This window comes from Pseudomonas fluorescens (assembly GCF_003732425.1).
GTDB classification, from domain to species: Bacteria; Pseudomonadota; Gammaproteobacteria; order Pseudomonadales; family Pseudomonadaceae; genus Aquipseudomonas; species Aquipseudomonas fluorescens_BE.
The window spans coordinates 251,273-270,280 of the sequence record NZ_MOBX01000003.1 but is presented as its reverse complement, the minus strand read 5'-3'; the positions used below and the strand labels follow the sequence as shown (position 1 = coordinate 270,280).

At 56.8% G+C, this 19,008-nt stretch carries 23 protein-coding genes and 1 tRNA gene; 8 read left to right on the top strand and 16 right to left on the bottom strand.

Going from position 1 to position 19,008, the window contains the following annotated elements:
- Positions 1-55: 55 nt before the first annotated feature.
- Together infC and thrS are read right to left on the bottom strand one after the other, a co-directional pair.
- Positions 56-607 (bottom strand): translation initiation factor IF-3, encoded by a 552-nt coding sequence (infC, locus tag BK670_RS03905; protein ID WP_170929410.1) that lies wholly within the window; start codon positions 605-607, stop codon positions 56-58.
- Positions 607-2,529, bottom strand: a complete 1,923-nt coding sequence (thrS, locus tag BK670_RS03900) for a threonine--tRNA ligase (protein ID WP_007913488.1) — start codon at positions 2,527-2,529, stop codon at positions 607-609. The genes infC and thrS overlap by 1 nt, the downstream gene beginning before the upstream one ends.
- Before the next feature lie 371 nt (positions 2,530-2,900).
- On the opposite strand from thrS, the gene BK670_RS03895 reads away from it, so the two are divergent.
- Together BK670_RS03895 and BK670_RS03890 are read left to right on the top strand one after the other, a co-directional pair.
- Positions 2,901-3,203 carry a hypothetical protein gene (locus tag BK670_RS03895; RefSeq protein ID WP_123448680.1) on the top strand — a complete coding sequence of 101 codons (303 nt, stop codon included), beginning with the start codon at positions 2,901-2,903 and terminating at the stop codon, positions 3,201-3,203.
- Positions 3,204-3,491: 288 nt separating this feature from the next.
- Complete coding sequence (locus BK670_RS03890; RefSeq protein ID WP_003179963.1) at positions 3,492-3,704, top strand: cold-shock protein; 213 nt, start codon at positions 3,492-3,494, stop codon at positions 3,702-3,704.
- A gap of 72 nt (positions 3,705-3,776) precedes the next feature.
- Here BK670_RS03890 and BK670_RS03885 read toward each other — a convergent pair whose 3' ends face one another.
- Positions 3,777-4,094 (bottom strand): I78 family peptidase inhibitor, encoded by a 318-nt coding sequence (locus tag BK670_RS03885; RefSeq protein WP_123448679.1) that lies wholly within the window; start codon positions 4,092-4,094, stop codon positions 3,777-3,779.
- Positions 4,095-4,263: 169 nt separating this feature from the next.
- The gene (locus BK670_RS03880; protein ID WP_123448678.1) at positions 4,264-4,569 is read right to left on the bottom strand and encodes a hypothetical protein; all 306 of its coding nucleotides are present in this window, start codon (positions 4,567-4,569) and stop codon (positions 4,264-4,266) included.
- Between the two features lie 131 nt (positions 4,570-4,700).
- On the opposite strand from BK670_RS03880, the gene BK670_RS03875 reads away from it, so the two are divergent.
- Positions 4,701-4,913 carry a hypothetical protein gene (locus BK670_RS03875; RefSeq protein WP_123448677.1) on the top strand — a complete coding sequence of 71 codons (213 nt, stop codon included), beginning with the start codon at positions 4,701-4,703 and terminating at the stop codon, positions 4,911-4,913.
- Positions 4,914-4,946: 33 nt separating this feature from the next.
- Here BK670_RS03875 and BK670_RS03870 read toward each other — a convergent pair whose 3' ends face one another.
- From BK670_RS03870 to BK670_RS29460, 9 genes are all read right to left on the bottom strand, one after another.
- Positions 4,947-5,975, bottom strand: coding sequence for a nucleoside hydrolase (locus BK670_RS03870; RefSeq protein ID WP_007949847.1), 1,029 nt, complete (start codon positions 5,973-5,975; stop codon positions 4,947-4,949).
- A gap of 31 nt (positions 5,976-6,006) precedes the next feature.
- Positions 6,007-6,411, bottom strand: a complete 405-nt coding sequence (gene rbsD, locus BK670_RS03865) for a D-ribose pyranase (protein WP_123448676.1) — start codon at positions 6,409-6,411, stop codon at positions 6,007-6,009.
- Positions 6,408-7,325, bottom strand: a complete 918-nt coding sequence (gene rbsK, locus BK670_RS03860) for a ribokinase (protein WP_123448675.1) — start codon at positions 7,323-7,325, stop codon at positions 6,408-6,410. The genes rbsD and rbsK overlap by 4 nt, the downstream gene beginning before the upstream one ends.
- A gap of 24 nt (positions 7,326-7,349) precedes the next feature.
- Complete coding sequence (locus tag BK670_RS03855; protein WP_123448674.1) at positions 7,350-8,369, bottom strand: LacI family DNA-binding transcriptional regulator; 1,020 nt, start codon at positions 8,367-8,369, stop codon at positions 7,350-7,352.
- Between the two features lie 3 nt (positions 8,370-8,372).
- On the bottom strand, positions 8,373-9,350 hold the full coding sequence (locus tag BK670_RS03850) for an ABC transporter permease (protein ID WP_123448673.1): 978 nt from the start codon (positions 9,348-9,350) through the stop codon (positions 8,373-8,375).
- A complete protein-coding gene (locus BK670_RS03845) occupies positions 9,347-10,900 on the bottom strand; it encodes a sugar ABC transporter ATP-binding protein (RefSeq protein ID WP_123448672.1) in 1,554 nt (517 codons plus the stop codon). The genes BK670_RS03850 and BK670_RS03845 overlap by 4 nt, the downstream gene beginning before the upstream one ends.
- 56 nt (positions 10,901-10,956) lie before the next feature.
- Positions 10,957-11,913 carry a sugar ABC transporter substrate-binding protein gene (locus BK670_RS03840; RefSeq protein ID WP_034152750.1) on the bottom strand — a complete coding sequence of 319 codons (957 nt, stop codon included), beginning with the start codon at positions 11,911-11,913 and terminating at the stop codon, positions 10,957-10,959.
- A gap of 201 nt (positions 11,914-12,114) precedes the next feature.
- Positions 12,115-12,561 carry a hypothetical protein gene (locus tag BK670_RS03835; RefSeq protein ID WP_123448671.1) on the bottom strand — a complete coding sequence of 149 codons (447 nt, stop codon included), beginning with the start codon at positions 12,559-12,561 and terminating at the stop codon, positions 12,115-12,117.
- A gap of 186 nt (positions 12,562-12,747) precedes the next feature.
- Positions 12,748-12,927 (bottom strand): hypothetical protein, encoded by a 180-nt coding sequence (locus tag BK670_RS29460; protein ID WP_148047002.1) that lies wholly within the window; start codon positions 12,925-12,927, stop codon positions 12,748-12,750.
- Here BK670_RS29460 and BK670_RS03830 point away from each other — a divergent pair.
- From BK670_RS03830 to BK670_RS03820, 3 genes are all read left to right on the top strand, one after another.
- The gene (locus BK670_RS03830; RefSeq protein WP_007913474.1) at positions 12,911-13,999 is read left to right on the top strand and encodes an asparaginase; all 1,089 of its coding nucleotides are present in this window, start codon (positions 12,911-12,913) and stop codon (positions 13,997-13,999) included. The genes BK670_RS29460 and BK670_RS03830 overlap by 17 nt on opposite strands.
- A gap of 175 nt (positions 14,000-14,174) precedes the next feature.
- Positions 14,175-14,465 carry a DUF1654 domain-containing protein gene (locus BK670_RS03825; protein ID WP_123448670.1) on the top strand — a complete coding sequence of 97 codons (291 nt, stop codon included), beginning with the start codon at positions 14,175-14,177 and terminating at the stop codon, positions 14,463-14,465.
- A 4-nt stretch (positions 14,466-14,469) separates the two neighbouring features.
- Entirely contained in the window at positions 14,470-15,159 is a 690-nt protein-coding gene (locus BK670_RS03820; protein ID WP_123448669.1) for an endonuclease, read from the top strand.
- Between the two features lie 306 nt (positions 15,160-15,465).
- Here the strand turns inward: BK670_RS03820 and BK670_RS03810 are convergent, their stop codons facing one another.
- Positions 15,466-15,840, bottom strand: a complete 375-nt coding sequence (locus BK670_RS03810; RefSeq protein ID WP_123448668.1) for an SPOR domain-containing protein — start codon at positions 15,838-15,840, stop codon at positions 15,466-15,468.
- 250 nt (positions 15,841-16,090) lie between these two features.
- On the opposite strand from BK670_RS03810, the gene csrA reads away from it, so the two are divergent.
- Positions 16,091-16,285 carry a carbon storage regulator CsrA gene (gene csrA / locus BK670_RS03805; protein ID WP_003179932.1) on the top strand — a complete coding sequence of 65 codons (195 nt, stop codon included), beginning with the start codon at positions 16,091-16,093 and terminating at the stop codon, positions 16,283-16,285.
- Positions 16,286-16,496: 211 nt separating this feature from the next.
- Here the strand turns inward: csrA and BK670_RS03800 are convergent, their stop codons facing one another.
- Both BK670_RS03800 and BK670_RS03795 read right to left on the bottom strand, forming a co-directional pair.
- Positions 16,497-16,952, bottom strand: a complete 456-nt coding sequence (locus tag BK670_RS03800) for a DUF2214 family protein (RefSeq protein ID WP_123448667.1) — start codon at positions 16,950-16,952, stop codon at positions 16,497-16,499.
- A 512-nt stretch (positions 16,953-17,464) separates the two neighbouring features.
- A tRNA-Val gene (locus BK670_RS03795) sits at positions 17,465-17,541 on the bottom strand.
- Positions 17,542-17,723: 182 nt separating this feature from the next.
- On the opposite strand from BK670_RS03795, the gene BK670_RS03790 reads away from it, so the two are divergent.
- Positions 17,724-19,007: an NAD(P)/FAD-dependent oxidoreductase gene (locus BK670_RS03790; RefSeq protein WP_123448666.1), complete on the top strand. Its 1,284-nt coding sequence runs from the start codon at positions 17,724-17,726 to the stop codon at positions 19,005-19,007.
- Position 19,008 lies beyond the last annotated feature (1 nt).

Below are 19,008 nucleotides of genomic sequence, written 5' to 3'. Positions count from 1 at the left end.
GATACTCCGCATTCAGTTGATAAACATAATCAGAAGGCCTGCCGTGCCCTGTTGATTACTTCTTCTTTTTCGGGGCGATGACCATGATCAGCTGGCGTCCTTCCATCTTAGGATGCTGTTCGACCGAACCGTACTCGAGCAGGTCAGCTTCAACCCGCTTGAGGAGTTCCATCCCCAGCTCCTGGTGGGCCATCTCACGGCCGCGGAATCGCAAGGATACCTTGGCCCTGTCCCCATCACTCAGGAAACGTACCAGGTTGCGCAGTTTTACCTGGTAATCCCCTTCCTCCGTCCCTGGACGAAACTTGATTTCTTTTACCTGAATCTGCTTCTGGTTTTTCTTCGCCGCGGCAATCTGCTTCTTCTTTTCGAAGATCGATTTGCCGTAGTCCATCACACGGCAAACCGGTGGGACTGCGTCTGCGGAGATTTCTACCAGATCAAGCTTTGCTTCTTCAGCAATACGAAGCGCTTCATCAATCGAGACGATGCCAATCTGCTCGCCATCAGCGCCAATTAACCGAACCTCGCGTGCCGAGATATTCTCGTTGATCGGGGCTTTCGGTGCAGCTCGTTTATCTTGTCTCATTTCACGCTTAATAATAATTACTCCGAATCTGGGCGACCACGCCGGGAAACCGCTTGCGCGAGAAACTCAGCGAACTGGGCGACGGGCATCGAGCCCAGGTCAGCACCTTCACGAGTACGCACAGCGACAGTCTGCATCTCGACTTCCTTATCTCCGATAACCAAAAGATAGGGAACCTTGAGCAAAGTATGCTCGCGGATTTTAAAGCCGATCTTTTCATTTCTCAAGTCGGACTTGGCACGAAATCCGCTTTCGTTGAGAGTTTTTTCTACTTCTGCAACAAAATCTGCCTGTTTATCAGTGATATTCATGATCACCGCCTGGGTTGGCGCGAGCCAAGCAGGGAACGCACCTTCGTAGTGCTCGATCAGAATCCCGACGAAACGCTCGAAGGAACCGAGGATCGCGCGGTGCAACATCACTGGATGTTTGCGGCTGTTGTCTTCGGAGACGTATTCAGCGCCCAAACGGACAGGCAGGTTAAAATCGAGCTGCAAGGTACCACATTGCCAGACGCGACCGAGGCAATCTTTCAGCGAGAATTCGATTTTCGGACCATAGAAAGCGCCCTCACCTGGCTGCAGATCGTACGGCAGGCCCGCAGAATCAAGGGCTGCAGCCAATGCAGCTTCAGCGCGATCCCACAGCTCGTCGGAACCGACGCGTTTTTCCGGACGAGTGGACAACTTCATCTCGACATCGGTGAAGCCGAAATCGCGATAAACGTCCATGGTCAGCTTGATGAACGCAGCGGATTCAGCCTGCATCTGCTCTTCGGTGCAGAAGATGTGCGCATCATCCTGAGTGAACGCACGCACGCGCATGATGCCGTGCAGCGCACCCGACGGCTCGTTACGGTGGCAGGCACCGAACTCGGCCAGACGCATCGGCAGTTCGCGGTAGCTCTTCAGGCCTTGGTTGAACACCTGCACGTGGCACGGGCAGTTCATCGGCTTGATCGCGTAGTCGCGGTTTTCCGACTGAGTGGTGAACATGTTGTCGGCGTAGTTGGCCCAGTGCCCGGATTTCTCCCAAAGGCTGCGGTCAACGACTTGCGGGGTCTTGATCTCGAGGTAGCCGTTATCGCGCTGGATCTTGCGCATGTACTGCTCGAGCACCTGGTACAGAGTCCAGCCGTTCGGGTGCCAGAACACCATGCCCGGGGATTCTTCCTGGGTGTGGAACAGGCCCAGACGCTTGCCGATCTTGCGGTGATCGCGCTTTTCAGCTTCTTCGATGCGCTGGATGTAAGCTGCCAGCTGCTTCTTGTCTGCCCAAGCGGTGCCGTAAACGCGCTGCAATTGCTCGTTCTTGGCGTCGCCGCGCCAGTAGGCACCGGACAGCTTGGTCAGTTTGAAAGATTTCAGGAAGCGCGTGTTCGGCACGTGTGGGCCACGGCACATGTCGACGTATTCTTCGTGATAGTACAGGCCCATGGCCTGCTCGTTCGGCATGTCCTCGACCAGACGCAGCTTGTAGTCTTCGCCACGGGCCTTGAACACTTCGATCACTTCGGCGCGCGGAGTGACTTTCTTGATGACGTCGTAATCTTTCTCGATCAGCTGCTGCATGCGCTGTTCGATAGCAGCCATATCGTCCGGAGTGAAAGGACGCTCGAAGGCGATGTCGTAATAGAAGCCTTCGTCAATGACCGGCCCGATGACCATTTTCGCAGTCGGGTACAACTGTTTGACCGCGTGGCCAACCAGGTGAGCGCAAGAGTGGCGAATGATCTCCAGCCCCTCTTCATCCTTAGGCGTGATGATTTGCAGGGTCGCGTCGCTGCTGATGATGTCGCTGGCGTCGACCAGTTGGCCATTGACCTTGCCGGCCAGTGTGGCTTTGGCCAGACCGGCACCAATGGATGCCGCGACCTCGGCTACGGAAACCGGGTGATCGAATGAACGTTGACTGCCGTCGGGAAGAGTAATAGTTGGCATGGCGCCTCCTCTCCTAGTGGTGACCCCTACCAAAGGTCACGTGGGTTGGGATGAGCCAGTACAAGATCCGATCCAGGCCATTCAATGACGAACGCCTGCCTTACAGCGGCAGGAGCCTTGCGGCCAACCGGAAAACCGAACCAGAGTGACTGGGATTCAAATCGAAATATTCGCACGTTGACCGCTGCCGGGACTGAAGGTCATCCGGAGCCTGAGAACGCTTGAGCCCGGCATGCTAGCACAGATGAGCGGTCACTAATGCCTCTGTTTGATCAGAAGGCAAATCGTCCGTTTTTATGCCAGAGTGCTGAACTTGATTGGCCTTTCAGCCCTCAGATAACAAGACATTGACCCACAAGGAGCATCCTCGCATGCGTCTGAATACCCTGTTCGCCGTAGTCGCCCCTATCGTTATGCTGCTGCCGCTGAGCGCCCACGCCGATTGGCCGAAGGGCGAGCGTGAGAAGTACATGGCGCAGTGCACACAAGCGGCGACTCCGCAGATTGGTGCAGCTGCCGCCAAATCGCACTGCGCCTGTGGCGCTGATGCAATCAAGCCCTACCCGGCCAGCGACATTCAGTCCCTGATGGACAACAAGGCCACCCCTGAACTGCAGCAGAAAGCGCTAGGCCAAATTGCCAAATGCAAGGCAAATGCACCGGCGAAAAAGTGAGTAAAAAAGCATTTTGAATCGGCTCAGCGCCCGTAAAAAAGGCTGAATTTGAGCCTTTTCGGACGATTTATGCAGGTTTTACAGGTTTTTTTATTGTCTTTACTTTTCGCTCAAAGCCTTTCAAACCGGGGCTTTCAGCCGAAACAGGCAGTAAAGAAAACACGACTGATTGGCAAACAGCACGTCCGGGGGGCTCCCAAAGCGAACATTTCGACTATGATACCCGGGTGTGCCCAGTTGGCCTGAGCAGCACAGTACTGAAAAATATATGTTTCTTGGAGATACACCATGTCTAATCGCCAAACCGGCACCGTTAAGTGGTTCAACGATGAAAAAGGCTTCGGCTTCATCACTCCTCAAGGTGGCGGTGACGACCTGTTCGTACACTTCAAAGCTATCGAAAGCGACGGTTTCAAAAGCCTGAAAGAAGGCCAGACCGTTTCCTTCGTGGCTGAGAAAGGCCAAAAGGGTATGCAAGCTGCACAAGTTCGCCCAGAGTAATTTCCCGGCGCACTAAAAAAACCCCGTCCATGTGACGGGGTTTTTTATGCCTGCAACAAACGTGGTGCGTAATCAGCCGCAGTTGACGCGAGTGATTACCAGGTTGTTGTCAGTGTTCAGGTTCAAGCGATCGGAACGGTACTCGAGCGTGATCATGTCGTTCGGCTTGAGGAAACGGGCATTTTGCGCCCCGGCTTTGGCGCGCGCCTGCTCAAGTAGCTCTGGCGACGCTTTCTTGCCGATGGCGAATGCCGCCGCCGATGCTTCACAGCGGCTGTGACCGGCTTCGGTTGCCGCAGATTCCTTTGCCGACTCGCTGGAGGTCGTGCTGCAACCGGCCAACATGGCAGCGGCCATAAGTGCACCCAGTGTCGCGAACTTCAAAGGCATGAAGCCTCCTTGTTTTCAAAATGGTTAAGCTGAGATCGTGCGACCGTCATTCCGCTGTTTGGTTTCACGGCCAGGGCCATCACCCTGCCCCACGACCGGAAAAAAGCCGAGTGTGCCTCAGTCGCACGCAGCACTTCATCGATCAATCGTGACTGAATATTAACGGCGCTCAGTAGACGTCGATGTAGTCATACGGCGGATTCGGCCAGTTGTCCTTCAGTGCGTTGAAAATCTGCATCACCCACACTTCATCACTGGCTGCGACATTGCCCACGTAGCCCGAACCCTTGGCCCAGGTTTCCAGGCGAAACAGCAAACCATCAATATCCTGCCCGCCGGTTACGCCTGAAGAAATGTAAGCAATACCGCCCTTGGTCACGCGCAACTGCGTGTGTTCGTCATCACTGGCAGAAGCGAGCATTTGGCGCACTGCGTCGAGCGTGAGGCCGTCAGGGGTGTTCAAATCGATCTGCACAGCACAATCCTTGGAAAAGCTTGAAAGACCAAGTGTCGCATAGCGCTGCGCTCATGCCTAAGTCGCAGTGCCAAACGTCCGGCAAAATGGTTAACTCGCTCTCAGACATTCCCGACTTTTCGAGCGCACTCATGAGCACCGTAAGCATCACTGCCGACATCAAAGTCTTGTGGCCCAAGGGGCACAGTTCGTATAGCCCGGGCAGTTCGGAGGAGCTGGCGCTGATCAGCATCGATCTGCTGGTCAAAACCATGGGAACACAAGGCGCACAAACGTTTATCGCGCAGGTGTTCGAGCGGTATCAGCACGACCACAAGACCACGCCGGATACCGAGAGAGAATAAATCCCCGCAGACTGGCATCTGCGGGGTTTGGCCTTACTTCAAGCGCTTCAGACGCTCGGTCAACAGATCAAAGAAGCCTTGCGCGTCGCCATTTTCCACCCAGAAGGCATTTTTCGGCGCCTTCAGGCCGTCGTACCAATCGACGATGGTCTGACCGAAAGTCGGCCCTTCACGGCTATCCACCACGACATTCACCGAGCGACCGGTGAACAGTTCCGGCTTGAGCAGATAGGCCACAACGGTAGCGTCATGCACCGGGCCACCCGGAATACCGTAGTGCTCCATATCGCCCTTGATGTACTCGTTGAGAATGTCGCCGACAATCTTGCTCGCGTTGTTATTCAGCGCGGCGATCTGCTTCAGGCGTGCATCACTGGTGAGAATCTTGTGGGTCACGTCCAGCGGCAGGTAGGTCAGTTTCACGCCGCTTTTCAGCACCACTTCAGCCGCTTGCGGGTCAGCGAACAGGTTGAATTCGGCCACCGGGGTGATGTTGCCACCGTTGAAGTGCGCACCGCCCATGATCACCACTTCCTTGATGCCCTGAACGATTTCAGGCTCCTGGATCAGCGCCAGCGCCAGGTTGGTCTGCGGGCCGAGCATGGCGATCGTGATGCTGTGCGGCTTGGCTTTTTTCAGGGTATCGATCAGGTAGTTGACCGCATTGCCTTCTGCCAGCCCCTTTTTCGGTTCGTGCACAGTGACACCCGACAGGCCTTCCTTGCCATGGATGTTCTCGGCGTAGATCGGCGTGCGCATCAGCGGCTTCGGCGCACCTGCATAAACCGGTACGTCTTCGCGCCCTGCCCACTCGCGTGCCAGCCGTGCGTTACGCGAAGTCTTGTCGAGGCGCACGTTGCCGGCCACGGTGGTCAGCGCGCGAATATTCAGCTCGTCGGGCGAGGCCAGGGCGAACAACAACGCGACCACATCGTCAGCACCCGGGTCGGTGTCGATGATCAGGTCGATTTTCTCCGCCGCCTGGGCGCCGGTGGCAGTGATTACGGACAAAAGCAAAAAGCTCCGGATGAATTGATGCAGTTTCTGAGCATAGCGTTGCATGGCGCATTCCTTGTGCATGTGGAATCGAAAATCAGAACGTAACCCCGGCGACCAGGACGATATTGCAGTACGGCTGGCATTCACCTGTACGAACAATCGCCCGAGCCTGTCGGCTGAGAACCTTGAATTGCTCGTGGCTGAGCAGATCGCGACGGCCCAGAGCGCCCTCTTCATTCAACTGTTCCAGCGTATTCAGCGCGGTCGGTTGCTTGTCGAAGATTTCTTTGGCGAGCGCATGGCTTTCCACCTGCATCTCGCTGAGCACGACTTTCAGGGTGCTGACGAAGTCCGGCACGCCGTGGGTCAGCGCCAGATCAATCAGCTCGACACCCGGCGGCACGGGCAACCCGGCATCACCAATGACCACCATGTCGCCGTGGCCCAAAGAAGCAATCAGCCGCGACAATGCGACGTTGAGCAGAGGAGTCTTTTTCATGCGGGTTTAAAGGCCTGTACGTCGGATAAGGTTGGAATGGACGGTTGCGCGCCGGCGCGGGTTACCGACAGCGCGGCGGCGATCTGCCCGAAACGAATGGCCTCGGCCTCGGACTTGCCACTGGCCAGCGCAGCGGCGAAACCACCGACGAAGGTGTCGCCTGCCGCCGTGGTATCGACAGCTTTCACTTTCGGCGCCGGGAAATGTTCGAAGCTTTGGCCATTGGCGAACAGCGAGCCTTGAGCACCGAGGGTAATGATGACTTTGTCCGCGCCCATGGCGATCAACTGGCTGGCTGCACGTTCTGCCGTTTCCTGCGAGTCCACCGGCAACCCGCTCAACACCGCCGCTTCGCTCTCGTTGGGGATCAGATAGTCGATCGCGGCAAACCAGTCTGCTGGCAGTGGACGACTGGCCGGAGCCGGATTGAGGATGACAATTTTACCCAGCGCGCGCGCTCGTTTGAGCGCATGCCCCACCGTGGCATCCGGAATTTCGAGCTGGCAGATGATCACGTCTGCGGCTTGCAGCACTGCATCAAACCGGTCGATCACTGCGGGCGTCATGGCACCATTGGCGCCGGCGACGATGACAATGGCGTTCTGGCTGTTGTCGTCAACCACGATCAACGCCACACCACTGGAATCTTCGACCGCGCTCACAGCGTCGCAATCGATGCGCTCGGCCAGCAGGGCGTCACGTAATTGCACGCCATAGTCATCGTTGCCAACGCAACCGACCATCGATACCTGCGCGCCCAATCGGGCTGCGGCCACCGCCTGATTGGCGCCCTTGCCGCCGGAAACCGTGGCAAACGAATGACCGATCAGCGTTTCACCGCCTACCGGCAGCCGCGGCGCCCGGGTCACCAGATCCATGTTCAGGCTGCCTATTACCACTACATTTGCTGGCATACATCATTACTCGTCAATTCAGTTTCAGCGGTATTCGGTGAACACGCCGGACAACGGTGCGGTCGATTCGCGCAAGACAATACTCGGGGTCACGATGCGTTGATCAGTGCCCAGGCTCGGTGTAGCAATCCGTCGCAGCAGCACTTCGGCCGCCATCTCGCCCAGTTGCAGGATCGATTGGCCCACCGTGGTGAGTGCCGGGTAGACGTAACGACTCATCTGAATATCGTCGAAACCGATCACTGACAGCTCACTCGGCACGCGAACATTGCGCTCCGCCGCCGCACGCAGTACACCAATGCCGATCATGTCGTTGCCGGCAAAGATCGCGCTCGGCGGATTGTGCTCGAGCAGAATCGCCGCTGCGTTGTACCCGCCAGTACTGGTGAAATCGCTTTCCAGCATGCGCTCCTGACGGACTTCAACGCCCGCCTCTTTCAACGCTCGGCAATAACCGGCCAGACGCATCTGCGCAACACTGGTGCTGACCGGGCCGCCGATGGTGGCGATATCGCGGTGCCCCAATTCCAGCAAGTGCCGGGTCGCGAGGTAAGCGCCATATTCGTGATCGATGCGCACAAGGTCGGCATCGACACCCTCCAGACCTCGGTCGACAATGACCATCGGCGTTTTCACCCCGGCCAGCCCCTGCGCCAGACCGCTATCACCGCCAGCGGAAGCAACGATCAAACCGTCGATGCGCTTCTCCAGCAAGACACGCAAATAGCTGCGCTGTTTGTCGGGGTTGTCGTCGGAGTTGCAGAGGATCACGCAGTAGCCGTTACGCTCGCAGTAATCCTCGATACCCCGCGCCAACTCGGCGAAGTACGGGTTGAGACTGTTTGGCACCAGCAGGCCGATGGTTGCAGTGGTCTTGGCTTTCAGCGAGCGCGCCACCGCACTCGGTACATAGTCGAGGCTCTTGATCGCCGCCTCGACTTTCAGCCGCACTTCCTGACTGACCGGCCGAGTGTTGTTCACCACATGCGACACCGTCGTGTAGGAAATCCCCGCGAGGGCTGCCACGTCCTTGATCGTTGCCATGTCTTAGCCCCGGCGACTGGCGCGCTGACTGCGATAAGTGTCGAGCACCACCGCGATCACGATGACGGCGCCGGTGATGATTCGTTTGGTTGGTTCAGTCGCACCGATCTGCGCCAGACCTGCCGCCAGGACCGAGATGATCAACACGCCAAAGAACGTGCTGATCACCGAACCACGCCCGCCCATCAGGCTGGTACCGCCGATGACCACAGCAGCGATCACCTGCAACTCCAGACCGGAACCGGCATTCGGATCAGCAGCTTCCAGACGGGAAATCTGAAACAGCGCGGCGATACCGGCCAGCAGGCCCATCAGGCTGAATACCAGAATCTTGTAGGGCTTCGGATTGATGCCCGCTAGACGCACCGCCTCTTCGTTGGTGCCGATGCCGATCAGGTAGCGACCGAATACGGTACGCGTCAACACGGCCTGAGCAATGAAAATCACCAGCAAGGCAATGATGAACGATGGCGAGATGCCGAACGCAATCGGGTTCGACAGCCAGGCGAACGAGTCACCGATGTACGCGGTGCGCGATCCGGTCATCTGATACGCCAGACCCCGAGCCATTTCCAGCACACCCAAAGAGACGATGAACGATGGAATCCGCCAGGCCACCGTGATCGAACCGGTGACAGTACCGGCCAGCGCCGCCACTGCCATGCCGAGCAATGCCGACGGCAACACGCCCCAGCCCCAGCCGAGAATCGCAACGCTGACCGTCGAAGCGGCCAATGCGAGTACCGAGCCTACCGAGAGGTCAATGCCGCCGATGATCAACACGAAGGTCATGCCGACCGCCAGCACCATCAGATCAGGAATCTGGTTGGCCAGCGTACTGAAGGTGTTATAGGACAGAAAATGGCTGCTCAATACCGAGAACAGCGCAATCATCGCCAGCAAGGCGCCGGCCAGGCCAAGATAAGTGCCCAGACCGTAGAAGTTGCCACTACGTTTGCCGGCAGGAGATGCAGTTTTCATGGGAGATCCCTAGGCGCTGCTTCGTTGAGCAACGCATCACGTTTTTGGTAGCCGGCGAACGCGGCGGCAAGCAAGTCATCCTGAGTCCAGCTGTCACGCTCGAAGGTGTCGATCAGCCGCCCGGCCGACAACACGCCGATCCGGTCGCAGATCAGCATCAACTCACGCAGATCACTGGACACCACCACCAGCGCTTTGCCCTGGCGCGTCAGTTCACCGAGCAAGGCGTAAATATCGAACTTGGCGCCGACGTCGATGCCACGGGTCGGCTCGTCGAACAGCAAAACCGAACAATCACGTTCCAGCCAGCGGCCGATCACGACCTTCTGCTGGTTACCACCGGACAACTCGGAAACCAATTGTGTCGGGCTCGAGCTGCGGATGCGCATGGCGTCGATCTGACGCTGCGCCAAAGCGATCTCGTCGCCATTGTTGACGACACCGCCACTGGAAATTTCCGGCATGTTGCCGAGTGCGATGTTGGCACTGATCGACTGACTGAGCAGCAGGCCTTCACCCTTGCGGTCTTCGGTTATCAACGCGATACCGTTGCGCACAGCGTCGACGGGCGAACGCACACTGACCACTTTGGCTGGCGAGCCGAGTGCAATGGTGCCGCTGTCGGCAACGTCCGCTCCGAATATCAGTCGCAGCAGTTCGGTGCGCCCAGCCCCGATCAACCCGGAAATGCCGAAGATCTCGCCAGCGCGCACTTCGAATGAAACGTCGCGAACTTTGTCGGAGCGGGTCAAGCCTTTGACCGTCAACGCCGGGGCGCCAATATTGCGCGTGCCCATGTCGATATGTTCGCCCAGTTCGCGACCAACCATCAGCGTCACCAGTTGCTCGCTGTTGTAATTGGCCATCGGCTCGACGCAGACCAGATTGCCGTCACGCAGCACGGCAATGCGTTGTGCGACCCGGGCAAGTTCTTCGAGGCGGTGGGAAATGTAGATGATCGAGACGCCGCGTGCCTGCAAGCGGGTGATCTGCTCAAAGAGCATTTCGACTTCACGTGCGGTCAGCATCGCGGTCGGCTCATCAAGAATCAGCACATGACAATCGCCAATCAGGTTGCGGGCGATTTCGACCATCTGCTGATGCCCGATACCCAGCTCGCCGACCAGCGTATCCGGATCAATCGCGTCGAGGCCGACTTGTGCCATCGCTTCGACCGCGGCTTTGCGCAATTGCTTGCGGCTGATCCAGCCGCCGTTGCTTGGCAAGTTGTCGAGAAACAGGTTCTCCGCCACCGACAAGGTTGGCAACAGATTGAGTTCTTGCATGACCATGCGCACGCCGAGCTCTTCAGCCTGGGTACGACTGCCCGGACGAAAGTCCTTGCCATGGAATTGCATCTGGCCGGTGGTCGGCGTGACCAGTCCGCCAATGATCTTCGACAGGGTACTTTTGCCGGCACCATTCTCGCCGGTCAGCGCCAGCACTTCACCGCGCATCAGCGTCAGATCGATGCCGGTGAGCACCGGTTGCGCATAGGTCTTACCGATACCGCTGACCGAGAGGACAGCGTTCGGGGCGGAAACTGACATAAAAACTCTCCATGCGCTCGCCCGGACGGACGAGCGCCGTTGTGTCGCCAGAAAACTTACTTGGTGACCAGCTCAACCGGTGTTTCGATCACGCCGTTAGCGCCGCTGTCGACTTTCTCGCCCTTGATGATTTTCAGCGCGGTTTCGATGCCGAACACAGCTTGCCTGGCAGCGAACTGGTCAGCCGTGGCCAATACGCGACCGTCCTTCAACATTGGCTTGATGGCATTGATGTTGTCGTAACCGACCACCTGAACCTGGCCAGCCTTACCGGCGGCACGCACGGCAGACACAGCGCCTACAGCCATGCTGTCGTTACCGGCCAGCAGTGCTTTGACGTCTGGGTATTCACTGAGGATCGAAGCGGCAACCTTGTTGCCCTTGTCGATTTCCCAGTCACCGGATTGCAGGGAAACGATCTTGATCTGTGCAGCGTCCATCGCATCCTTGAAGCCAGCGGTACGCTGCTGGGCATTGGTCGTGGTGGACACACCTTCAATGATGCCGACCTCGTCACCGGCCTTGAGCTGTTTGGCCAGATACTCACCGACCAGACGCGCGCCTTTGCGATTGTCCGGACCTACGAAGGGCACGCTGATGTTTTTGCTTTTGACGATGGCCGGATCGAGCTGGTTGTCGATGTTGATCACGGTAATGCCGGCATCGACGGCTTTCTTGATCACCGGCACCATGGCCTTGGAGTCGGAAGGCGCGATCACCAGCGCATTGACCTTGGCCAGGATCATCTGCTCGACAATGCGGGTCTGGCCGGCAGTATCGGTTTCGTCCTTGATGCCGTTGGAGATCAAGTCGAAGTCGGCGGAGTGTTCTTTCTGGTAGGCCTTGGCGCCGTCTTCCATGGTCAGGAAGAATTCGTTGGCCAGAGACTTCATGACCAGCGCGACTTTGGGTTTTTCGGCGGATTCGGCGAATGCCGAGGAGACAGGTAGTGCGGCGGCTGTGGCAGCCAGCATAGCGACAGCAAGAAGACGTCCAGCGAATGGCAGCTTCATGGGTTCACTCCGATCTTATGATTATTGTGAGCAACGCTTGCGCCAGCGTAAGCTACATCGCTTTCTTCCGGACCATACAGTGCCGAGAGAGCCGCGCAAACGTTTGCGTAGATCGAACTATGCGAATCCCGCCGACATTTGTCAACAATCAGAAATCGTCATTTGTTATAGGGCGAATCGTCCGACTCGCACCTTCGCTGCTTACGCCGTGGTGCTGACCAAATTCCCGCTTGTGGAACTCTTGGACATTTCCTTTACCAATGCCCCCGCCACTTCTGCCATCGCGGCGCTGGTTTGCGCAATCTGCCCCTGAATGGACATGACCGCCTGCGATTTCGCCTCGGGCGTCGGATAGGTTTCAGCTTGCGCCGCTGCCAAGCGCTGTTGCTGCTCCTGAAGCTGCTTCTGCAATTCCTGCATGCGCTTGAGCAGCATCTTGACGGTGATGCTCAGGTTGTCGCTGCTTTCCGCCTTGCTGTCTTCCTGCGCGGGACCGCCGGTTTTGACCTGATTGCCTTGCTCTTTCTCAGTGCCCAACGCCTCGGCGGAGGCATCCGCTTCTGCCTCGCTCAATGCATTGATTGTCGCTGCCGTTTTGCCGCCGATGGTGACTGCACCGGGATTTGAAAAACCGACCGTCAGTGACATGTGGACTCCCTAAATTTTAGTTTCCTTGAACACCCATCGGCCCGCGCGTGGGTTTCTTTAGCAGAAAAACCGAAACCAGCAACTCGAATCGCTCGACAAAAGCAGTAGTCCTTTTCGGAGAGCCGAACGTGAAAGCGCCCTTTGTTCGGAAACCCGGATAACCGATTCAATACGTGATTTGCCAACTCATAAAATCTTGATGTAAATCATCAAGTTAAACATTTCTTTAAAGCAAAGTTCGGCTGGTATAGATCCTGCTCCCTTCACCACACCCCAGGCATCCAGATCAGCTTGGGGTGCATCTAGATGAACCTGCATCAGCACCGTCTCACTACTAGAGAGAAAAATAATGAAATCTGCTTTCAATACTTTGGTCCCGGGCGCTTTGGCCCTTCTCCTGCTCCTGCCCTCCGCCCTTCAGGCGAAAGAAGTCGAAACCCAGACCAAGCTCGCCAATGTCGTGGTGCTTGCCACCGGCGGCACCATTGCCGGCGCTGGCGCGAGCGCCGCCAACAGCGCCACCTATCAGGCGGCGAAGGTTGGCGTCGAACAATTGATCGCCGGCATTCCCGAGCTGAGCAAACTGGCGAATGTACGTGGCGAACAAGTCATGCAGATTGCTTCGGAAAGCATCACCAACGAAAACCTGCTGCAACTGGGTCGTCGCGTGGCCGAACTGGCCGATAGCAAAGACGTCGATGGCATCGTCATCACCCACGGCACCGATACCCTGGAAGAAACGGCTTACTTCCTCAACCTGGTAGAAAAAACCGACAAGCCGATCATCGTCGTCGGTTCGATGCGTCCGGGCACTGCCATGTCCGCCGATGGCATGCTCAACCTGTACAACGCCGTGGCCGTGGCCAGCAGCAAAGAAGCGCACGGCAAAGGCGTACTGGTGACCATGAACGATGAAATCCAGTCCGGTCGTGACGTCAGCAAGATGATCAACATCAAGACCGAGGCATTCAAAAGTGCCTGGGGCCCACTGGGCATGGTGGTTGAAGGCAAATCCTACTGGTTCCGCCTGCCAGCCAAGCGTCACACTATGGATTCGGAATTCGACATCAAAAACATCAAGAGCCTGCCTGACGTAGAAATCGCTTATTCCTACGGCAACGTTAGCGATACAGCCTACAAGGCTCTCGCGCAGTCGGGTGCCAAGGCGATCATCCATGCCGGCACGGGTAACGGCTCGGTATCCTCCCGCGTGGTTCCAACCCTGCAAGCGCTGCGCAAGGATGGCGTGCAAATCATTCGTTCGTCCCACGTCAACGCTGGCGGCTTCGTTCTGCGTAACGCCGAACAGCCAGATGACAAATACGACTGGGTTGTCGCTCACGACCTGAACCCGCAGAAAGCCCGCATCCTGGCAATGGTCGCCCTGACCAAAACCAACGACAGCAAAGAGCTGCAACGGATGTTCTGGGAATACTGATGGACTTCCGCCCGGTCGATTCTTGATTAGGCACCCTGCACCACTCGCCTGACGGGCGGGTGGTGCATCGCTCACAAATCTCTCGCACTTTTCCTACAAAAAACTCGACACGACCCACACCAAAATCGGAAAACCGCTGTCAGAGGATTTTCTTGAATTTTAAGCAGTTGCGAAAATGCTTACAGTTAAATACTGTACGCACGTACAGCTTAATAAGGATAACCTCGTGGCCACCTCCCCTGATGCTCCTGACGCTTACGAACGCATGGGCATGCGCGTTCAGAAAATCATCAATTCCCCCACCGCCCAGAAAGCCAAAGCCGCACTGATTTTCCGTCTGCCGGACGAACCGACGGATGAGTGGGAGCGCCTGCTTGAGGAAATCGACGAGAACGACAACGTCACCCTCGCCTATCGCGACGACGGTGGCGTGCAGATTTTTTGGGTTGTACCGAAGGAAGATTGATTCAATGAGTGTCCGCTGTTTTGCTTTGCTGCTGTTGTTTTTCGCCATGGGTGCCCAGGCCGGCGCACCCCGCACATTCACCGAAGCCAAGAAGGTCGCCTGGAAACTGTATGCGCCGCAGTCCACGGAGTTTTATTGCGGGTGCAAGTACACCGGCAACAAAGTTGACCTGAAAGCCTGCGGTTACGTACCGCGAAAGAATGCCAAGCGCGCGTCACGCATCGAGTGGGAGCACATTGTGCCGGCCTGGCAGTTCGGCCATCAGCGCCAATGCTGGCAGGAAGGTGGTCGCAAGAACTGCACCCGTTACGACCCAAGCTATCAGAAGGCTGAAGCCGATCTGCATAACCTGGTGCCGAGCATTGGCGAGGTCAATGGCGATCGCAGCAACTTCAGCTACGGCTGGCTGCCGGTGCAGTCCGGGCAGTACGGTTCGTGCCTGACGCAGGTCGACTTCAAGGCGAAGAAGGTCATGCCTCGCCCGTCGATTCGCGGCATGATTGCCCGCACGTACTTCTACATGAGCAAGCAGTACGGCTTGCGCCTGTCGAAACAGGATCGACAATTGTATGAAGCGTGGGACAAGACTTACCCGGTGCAGGACTGGGAGCGTCAGCGCAATCAGAGCGTGGCGTGCGTGATGGGGCGCGGCAACGAGTTTGTCGGCCCGGTGAATATGAAAGCCTGCGGCTGATTGCAGCGCAGACAAAAAAGGCCTCGAACGTGATGTTCGAGGCCTTTTTGTTTGTGCTTGGACGGCCGACTTGTTGTGCCGCCAGTACCCCACCAAGTTAAGTGACTCGCGAGGTATGCCACGCTCTTTGATCAGGTATCTGCGCAAGCTTCATGACGGCTGATGACTCTCCGGCAATCCAGCCGTAACCCCCTCAGTGGCGGTGTCAGCGATTTCCCAGAGAATGTCCTTTTCCATGTCGATGTCAGCCAATTCAATCGCTTGTCCCGCTGCTGCCATAAACAGGCAAAGTCACCGTCCGTTCGTTTACGGCGTGAGCGGATGCTCGACCAGCACCGATTCAACGTTCTGTTTCTTGGCCTTCACCAATGCCGCATCGACTTGCACCTTACGCGCTTCAGCTTCAGCCTGAGAGTTGAACGGGCCAATGAGAATTCGTGTTTTGCCGCTGCTGTCCTTGATCACCGTAGGCACGAAGGCGTGCTCGATCAACCAGCCACTCAGGTCACTGACAGCCTGTGGCGTTTCGCCGCGCACTTCGAGATCCCATTGTGGTGCTGCAGCTGCAGCCGCCGCCGGCGCCGTTGCTGCAGCCGATTGTGGTTTTGGTGCATCTAAACTCTTGCCTTCACCACACCCTGCCAATACCAGTGCCGCGACTACCCAAACCAATTTGCGCACAACGCTTTCCTCGAAATTCTCAAAGCCGCGATCTTATCATTCATAAATACTTCGCGAGCCCCGCAAAATGGGCACAAAACAACGAGATTGATGCTTGCAGCCTCTGTATAGTTACGCCCTGGGAATTAATGCCGCTTCTGCGCGTCAGAAAGAGGCACCCAAACCGTGAGACTTCGCACTAATCTATACGTACCACCGACCTCTGCACTGTCTGAATCAGGTGCCCTACAAAGCAATCAAGGAGAAGACCATGCTGATACTCACCCGCAAAGTCGGTGAAAGCATAAACATTGGTGATGACATTACGATCACCATTCTGGGCGTTAGCGGCCAACAGGTTCGCATTGGTATCAACGCTCCGAAAAACGTTGCCGTGCACCGTGAAGAGATTTACCAGCGCATTCAGGCTGGCCTGACCGCCCCGGACAAGCCACAAACTCCCTGAGCCAGATCGCAGTCAGTAGCCAGTCCGTTTACCTTGTGGAATGACTGGCTAGAGATTCACGCGCCGTACTGCCATACGCTCCCCACTCCGCTGGGCACGGCGCCTGACACGCTCCCCCCTTTCACGCCCCCCCCTCTTGCTGCCGGATACTACCTGCAATCCCCCAGGCTGGCTGTCGGACGTTTCCGATAGCGCGCAGAGAATTCGCCCTCTAACTGAATGTCACGCCACGCGCCATGCCTGTGGCCGCCACCATTATCAGTACCAGCAACAACGCCTCGACATGACTGATTCGCGCGTACAGCTTGGCGCGCCCGGTATCGATTGCTGCGCCGCGTGCAGACGCGATCCGCCACTTGATCAACGTGATCATCGGGGCAAGCTCTACAATCAGGATCAGCACAAACAGCGTCATCTTCAGATGAAACAGCGGCTGATGAAGATAATAGTCAGTGCCTTTTTCAAAGCCGCCAAAAGCCCGCATCCCGCCTGTCACCAGCAGAATCAACGCAGAGATACCCCAAAGATTATCGGCAAGCAAAACGCGCCGGGCCTCACCTGCGCCAGCAGCGAGGCGACTCAATGCCGTTCCACGCGTCAGAACCGCCCAAAAGCCCAAGGCATAAGCCAGTAGATGAATAGCGGCAAGAAACCAGTGAGCCAGCATCGATACACCCCATTAGAAAGAGTTGAAAATCGGCCAGTCAGTAGTAGTCGAAAAAACAGGGACTTGCTTGCGAGGAGTCGTCAGGCAATCACCAAGCACAGAAGCGGCAAAGCCAAATCGCAGGCAAAAAAAATCCCAAGCAGCTGATGGAAGCTTGGGATTTAAAAATGCATAAACCGTGGTGGTGAACGCGGGGCGAATGTTACTTAATTCCACGAACAGTAACAACGTTTTTTTGATAACCGGTTGGTTAGTAACACTCGTAACCCGTTCAATATCCGAACTTTTTTAAAGGACGCTGACGACGAACGGCGAATCGCCAGGCAACTGCCTGACCCGACGGTGGATCAACTTCCCTCGCATGGAATTTCGAATGCCCCGAGATCGACTAAACGCGAAGTCGAGCTGGCGCCATGAGGAGGTTTTGCAAAAGTTTTGTAAATCGCAGACAACAAAAAAGGGCCCACCTTTCGGTGAGCCCTTCTAGACCGCCCAGCAGAGCGGATTTTGTTTGGTAGGCGCGATTGGACTCGAACCAACGACCCCCACCATGTCAAGGTGGTGCTCTAACCAACTGAGCTACGTGCCTGCTGTGAGGCGGCATTCTACGGAATTCCGGAGGGGTGTCAACACCTTTTTTCACCTAACCCTATGAATATGCAAAATATTTAATTTCGGGTCGGCAACGAAGATTTTCCGGTGGCTGGCGGAGGTTTTTCAACTCGGGTAGGATCGACGCACTAGTAAAATATATTAAACAGAGGCTGCAGGATGGCGAACACCCCTTACCCAGAGTCTTATTACGCTGCGTCGGCCAATGCCGTACCGCCCCGCCCTGCCTTGCAGGATGATGTGGAGACGGACGTCTGTGTGATCGGCGCCGGGTATACCGGATTGTCCTCAGCGCTGTTTCTGTTAGAGAACGGTTTTCGCGTGACGGTACTGGAAGCGGCCAAAGTCGGTTTCGGCGCATCGGGGCGCAATGGCGGGCAGATCGTTAACAGTTATAGCCGCGATATTGATGTGATCGAGCGCAGCGTCGGGCCGAAGCAGGCGCAACTGCTCGGGCAGATGGCATTCGAAGGTGGCCGGATCATTCGCGAGCGTGTTGCCAAGTACAACATTCAGTGCGACTTGAAAGACGGCGGCGTGTTCGCCGCGCTGACTGCCAAGCAGATGGATCATCTGGAGTCGCAGAAGCGCCTGTGGGAGCGCTTTGGTCATACGCAGCTTGAACTGCTCGATCAACGCCGCATCCGCGAAGTGGTCGCCTGCGATCAGTACGTCGGCGGCATGCTCGACATGAGCGGCGGGCATATTCACCCGCTGAATCTCGCACTCGGCGAAGCGGCGGCCGTCGAGTCCCTGGGCGGCAGCATTTATGAACAGTCGCCTGCCGTACGCATCGAGCGCGGCGCCAACCCGGTTGTGCACACGCCGCAGGGCAAGGTCAGGGCCAAATTCATCATCGTCGCGGGCAATGCCTACCTCGGTAATCTGGTGCCGGAGCTTGCGGCCAAATCGATGCCGTGCGGCACGCAAGTCATCACCACCGAGCCGCTGGGTGATGAGTTGGCGAAAGCGCTGTTGCCGCAGGACTACTGTGTTGAAGACTGCAATTACCTGCTCGACTACTACCGCCTCACGGGCGACAAGCGCCTGATCTTCGGTGGGGGCGTTGTGTATGGCGCACGCGATCCGGCGAACATCGAAGCGATCATCCGCCCGAAAATGCTCAAGGCATTCCCGCAGCTCAAGGATGTGAAGATTGACTACGCCTGGACCGGAAATTTCCTGCTGACTCTGTCGCGCTTGCCACAGGTCGGACGGCTGGGCGACAACATCTATTACTCGCAAGGCTGCAGTGGCCATGGCGTGACCTACACGCATTTGGCAGGCAAGGTTCTCGCCGAGGCGTTGCGCGGTCAGGCCGAGCGTTTTGATGCGTTTGCCGATTTGCCGCACTATCCGTTCCCAGGCGGGCAGTTGCTGCGTACACCATTTGCTGCGTTGGGCGCCTGGTATTACGGCTTACGCGACAAATTCGGGATGTAAA

Excerpts from the sequence above, each read along its gene's own strand:
- thrS (WP_007913488.1), bottom strand. The coding sequence starts at position 2,529 with ATGCCAACTATTACTCTTCCCGACGGCAGTCAACGTTCATTCGATCAC.
- BK670_RS03895 (WP_123448680.1), top strand. The coding sequence starts at position 2,901 with ATGCGTCTGAATACCCTGTTCGCCGTAGTCGCCCCTATCGTTATGCTG.
- BK670_RS03890 (WP_003179963.1), top strand. The coding sequence starts at position 3,492 with ATGTCTAATCGCCAAACCGGCACCGTTAAGTGGTTCAACGATGAAAAA.
- BK670_RS03885 (WP_123448679.1), bottom strand. The coding sequence starts at position 4,094 with ATGCCTTTGAAGTTCGCGACACTGGGTGCACTTATGGCCGCTGCCATG.
- BK670_RS03875 (WP_123448677.1), top strand. The coding sequence starts at position 4,701 with ATGAGCACCGTAAGCATCACTGCCGACATCAAAGTCTTGTGGCCCAAG.
- BK670_RS03870 (WP_007949847.1), bottom strand. The coding sequence starts at position 5,975 with ATGCAACGCTATGCTCAGAAACTGCATCAATTCATCCGGAGCTTTTTG.
- rbsD (WP_123448676.1), bottom strand. The coding sequence starts at position 6,411 with ATGAAAAAGACTCCTCTGCTCAACGTCGCATTGTCGCGGCTGATTGCT.
- rbsK (WP_123448675.1), bottom strand. The coding sequence starts at position 7,325 with ATGCCAGCAAATGTAGTGGTAATAGGCAGCCTGAACATGGATCTGGTG.
- BK670_RS03855 (WP_123448674.1), bottom strand. The coding sequence starts at position 8,369 with ATGGCAACGATCAAGGACGTGGCAGCCCTCGCGGGGATTTCCTACACG.
- BK670_RS03850 (WP_123448673.1), bottom strand. The coding sequence starts at position 9,350 with ATGAAAACTGCATCTCCTGCCGGCAAACGTAGTGGCAACTTCTACGGT.
- BK670_RS03845 (WP_123448672.1), bottom strand. The coding sequence starts at position 10,900 with ATGTCAGTTTCCGCCCCGAACGCTGTCCTCTCGGTCAGCGGTATCGGT.
- BK670_RS03840 (WP_034152750.1), bottom strand. The coding sequence starts at position 11,913 with ATGAAGCTGCCATTCGCTGGACGTCTTCTTGCTGTCGCTATGCTGGCT.
- BK670_RS03835 (WP_123448671.1), bottom strand. The coding sequence starts at position 12,561 with ATGTCACTGACGGTCGGTTTTTCAAATCCCGGTGCAGTCACCATCGGC.
- BK670_RS03830 (WP_007913474.1), top strand. The coding sequence starts at position 12,911 with ATGAAATCTGCTTTCAATACTTTGGTCCCGGGCGCTTTGGCCCTTCTC.
- BK670_RS03825 (WP_123448670.1), top strand. The coding sequence starts at position 14,175 with ATGCTTACAGTTAAATACTGTACGCACGTACAGCTTAATAAGGATAAC.
- BK670_RS03820 (WP_123448669.1), top strand. The coding sequence starts at position 14,470 with ATGAGTGTCCGCTGTTTTGCTTTGCTGCTGTTGTTTTTCGCCATGGGT.
- csrA (WP_003179932.1), top strand. The coding sequence starts at position 16,091 with ATGCTGATACTCACCCGCAAAGTCGGTGAAAGCATAAACATTGGTGAT.
- BK670_RS03800 (WP_123448667.1), bottom strand. The coding sequence starts at position 16,952 with ATGCTGGCTCACTGGTTTCTTGCCGCTATTCATCTACTGGCTTATGCC.
- BK670_RS03790 (WP_123448666.1), top strand. The coding sequence starts at position 17,724 with ATGGCGAACACCCCTTACCCAGAGTCTTATTACGCTGCGTCGGCCAAT.